The sequence below is a fragment of the Pseudoalteromonas sp. SR45-5 genome (assembly GCF_014163565.1).
Classification (GTDB): domain Bacteria; phylum Pseudomonadota; class Gammaproteobacteria; order Enterobacterales; family Alteromonadaceae; genus Pseudoalteromonas; species Pseudoalteromonas distincta.
In genome coordinates, this window is the sequence record NZ_JACJDN010000648.1 from 1 (window position 1) to 2167 (window position 2167).

Below are 2167 nucleotides of genomic sequence, written 5' to 3' on the forward strand. Positions count from 1 at the left end.
GCTAAAACGCTTTATTGGCGTCTCATCGAATCAAAAAATTCATCATTGGTTTTGCTCATCGATAGTTTATCGATTAAGAATTCCATTGCATCAATTTCTGACATGTCATGAACAATTTTACGTAAAATCCAAAGCTTTTGAAGCTCATCTGGTTTTGTTAGTAATTCTTCACGACGAGTGCCTGAACGATTAAAGTCGATAGCAGGGAATACACGTCTTTCCGCAATTTTACGGTTAAGGTGAAGTTCCATGTTACCAGTACCTTTAAACTCTTCGTAGATAACTTCATCCATTTTAGAGCCAGTATCGATAAGCGCTGTAGCTATAATTGTTAAGCTACCACCTTCCTCAACGTTACGTGCAGCACCAAAGAAGCGCTTAGGCTTGTGTAATGCGTTAGCGTCAACACCACCAGTAAGTACTTTACCTGATGAAGGAATAACGGTGTTATAAGCACGTGCTAAACGAGTGATTGAATCCAATAAGATAACAACATCTTTTTTATGTTCAACTAAACGTTTTGCTTTTTCGATAACCATTTCGGCAACTTGTACGTGACGAGAAGCTGGCTCATCGAACGTTGATGCAATAACTTCACCTTTTACTAGGCGTTGCATCTCTGTTACTTCTTCCGGACGTTCATCAATAAGTAAAACCATTAATGTTACATCAGGATGATTATGCGTAATTGATTGTGCAATGTTTTGAAGTAGCATTGTTTTACCCGCTTTTGGCGGAGCTACTAACAAGCCACGTTGGCCGCGACCAATTGGAGATGCTAAATCAAGTACACGGGCTGTAATATCTTCTTTACTGCCGTTACCACGTTCCATGCGAAAACGTTCGTTTGCATGTAGTGGAGTAAGGTTTTCAAAAAGAATTTTAGTTCGAGAGTTTTCAGGTTTATCAAAGTTAACTTCATTTACTTTGAGTAAAGCAAAGTAACGTTCACCGTCTTTAGGTGGACGAATAAGGCCTGAAATTGAATCGCCAGTACGCATGCTGAAACGGCGAATTTGGCTAGGTGAAACATAAATGTCATCTGGCCCAGCTAAGTAAGAGGCTTCTGATGATCTTAAGAAGCCGAAACCATCTTGTAAAATCTCTAATACACCGCCGCCGAAGATATTCTCTCCGCCTTTGGCATGGGATTTAAGAATGGCAAAAATGATATCTTGCTTTCTTAAGCGGGCTACGTTTTCGAGCCCCATGGACTCAGCTAAGTCTACAAGCTCTTTAATCGACTTGTCTTTTAATTCGCGTAAATGCATATTGGTGGGTTCTTTATTACAGTTGTCATACTCAAAATCGCTTTGATCGTTGAGTGAGGTTTGTTGAATATAACTAAGGATTAGTTGGCTTTATAAACTAGCAGTTCACTGGCAAAGCGTCCAGTCTTTATACAAAATAAATTTAAAAAAGGGCAAAAAAGCCCTTTTTATTGTTCTAGCTTACCGTTAGATGTTGTTTTCTAAAAACTCGATAAGTTGAGTTTTTGAAAGAGCACCTACTTTCGTTGCAGCTACTTGGCCATCTTTAAAAAGAAGTAAAGTAGGGATACCACGAATACCAAACTTTGGCGGTGTGCCAGCATTTTGGTCTATATTTAATTTAGCAACAGTCACACGGCTGTCGTATTCATCAGCAACTTCGTGAAGAATAGGGGCGATCATTTTACAAGGTCCACACCATTCAGCCCAGAAATCTACTAGTACTGGTTTGTCTGATTGTAATACGTCAGCTTCAAAGCTATCGTCAGTAATTTGGATTATTTTCTCGCTCATTGCGCTCTCCGATTTAGTTAGGCGAAATATTTAGTGCGTATTTAAACACTCTTGTTTCTTATTGCAAGTTTAAACGTTATGCTTAAACGCTATGACTAAGACACATTTAACCGATAAAAAGTTTTCAGACTTTGCTATCGCACCGGAAGTGGTTGCCGGTTTAACCGAGAATGGGTTTGAATATTGCACACCTATTCAAGCAAAATGCCTACCTTTTATTTGTGATGGACGCGATATCGCGGGCCAAGCTCAAACGGGTACAGGCAAAACGTTGGCGTTTTTAACCGCCACGTGCCATCGGTTATTACAATCTAGCAAAGCACCTAGTAAACATCCAAGAGCCCTGATCATGGCCCCTACTCGGGAGCTTGCGATTCAGATAC

At 40.0% G+C, this 2167-nt stretch carries 3 protein-coding genes; 1 reads left to right on the forward strand and 2 read right to left on the reverse strand.

Translation table 11 applies throughout. The features are described from left to right. Positions 1-11: 11 nt before the first annotated feature. Positions 12-1271, reverse strand: coding sequence for a transcription termination factor Rho (gene rho, locus H5072_RS17550; protein ID WP_002960945.1), 1260 nt, complete (start codon positions 1269-1271; stop codon positions 12-14). 186 nt (positions 1272-1457) lie between these two features. Then, positions 1458-1784 carry a thioredoxin TrxA gene (trxA, locus tag H5072_RS17555; RefSeq protein ID WP_002960942.1) on the reverse strand — a complete coding sequence of 109 codons (327 nt, stop codon included), beginning with the start codon at positions 1782-1784 and terminating at the stop codon, positions 1458-1460. Between the two features lie 91 nt (positions 1785-1875). Between trxA and H5072_RS17560 the strand changes: the two genes are divergently transcribed. Next, positions 1876-2167: DEAD/DEAH box helicase (locus H5072_RS17560; protein WP_182694283.1), on the forward strand; the 292-nt coding region annotated here is incomplete at its 3' end.

Bases quoted from the DNA above. Each gene is read 5' to 3' on its own strand.
- rho (WP_002960945.1), bottom strand. From the start codon at position 1,271: ATGCATTTACGCGAATTAAAAGACAAGTCGATTAAAGAGCTTGTAGAC.
- trxA (WP_002960942.1), bottom strand. From the start codon at position 1,784: ATGAGCGAGAAAATAATCCAAATTACTGACGATAGCTTTGAAGCTGAC.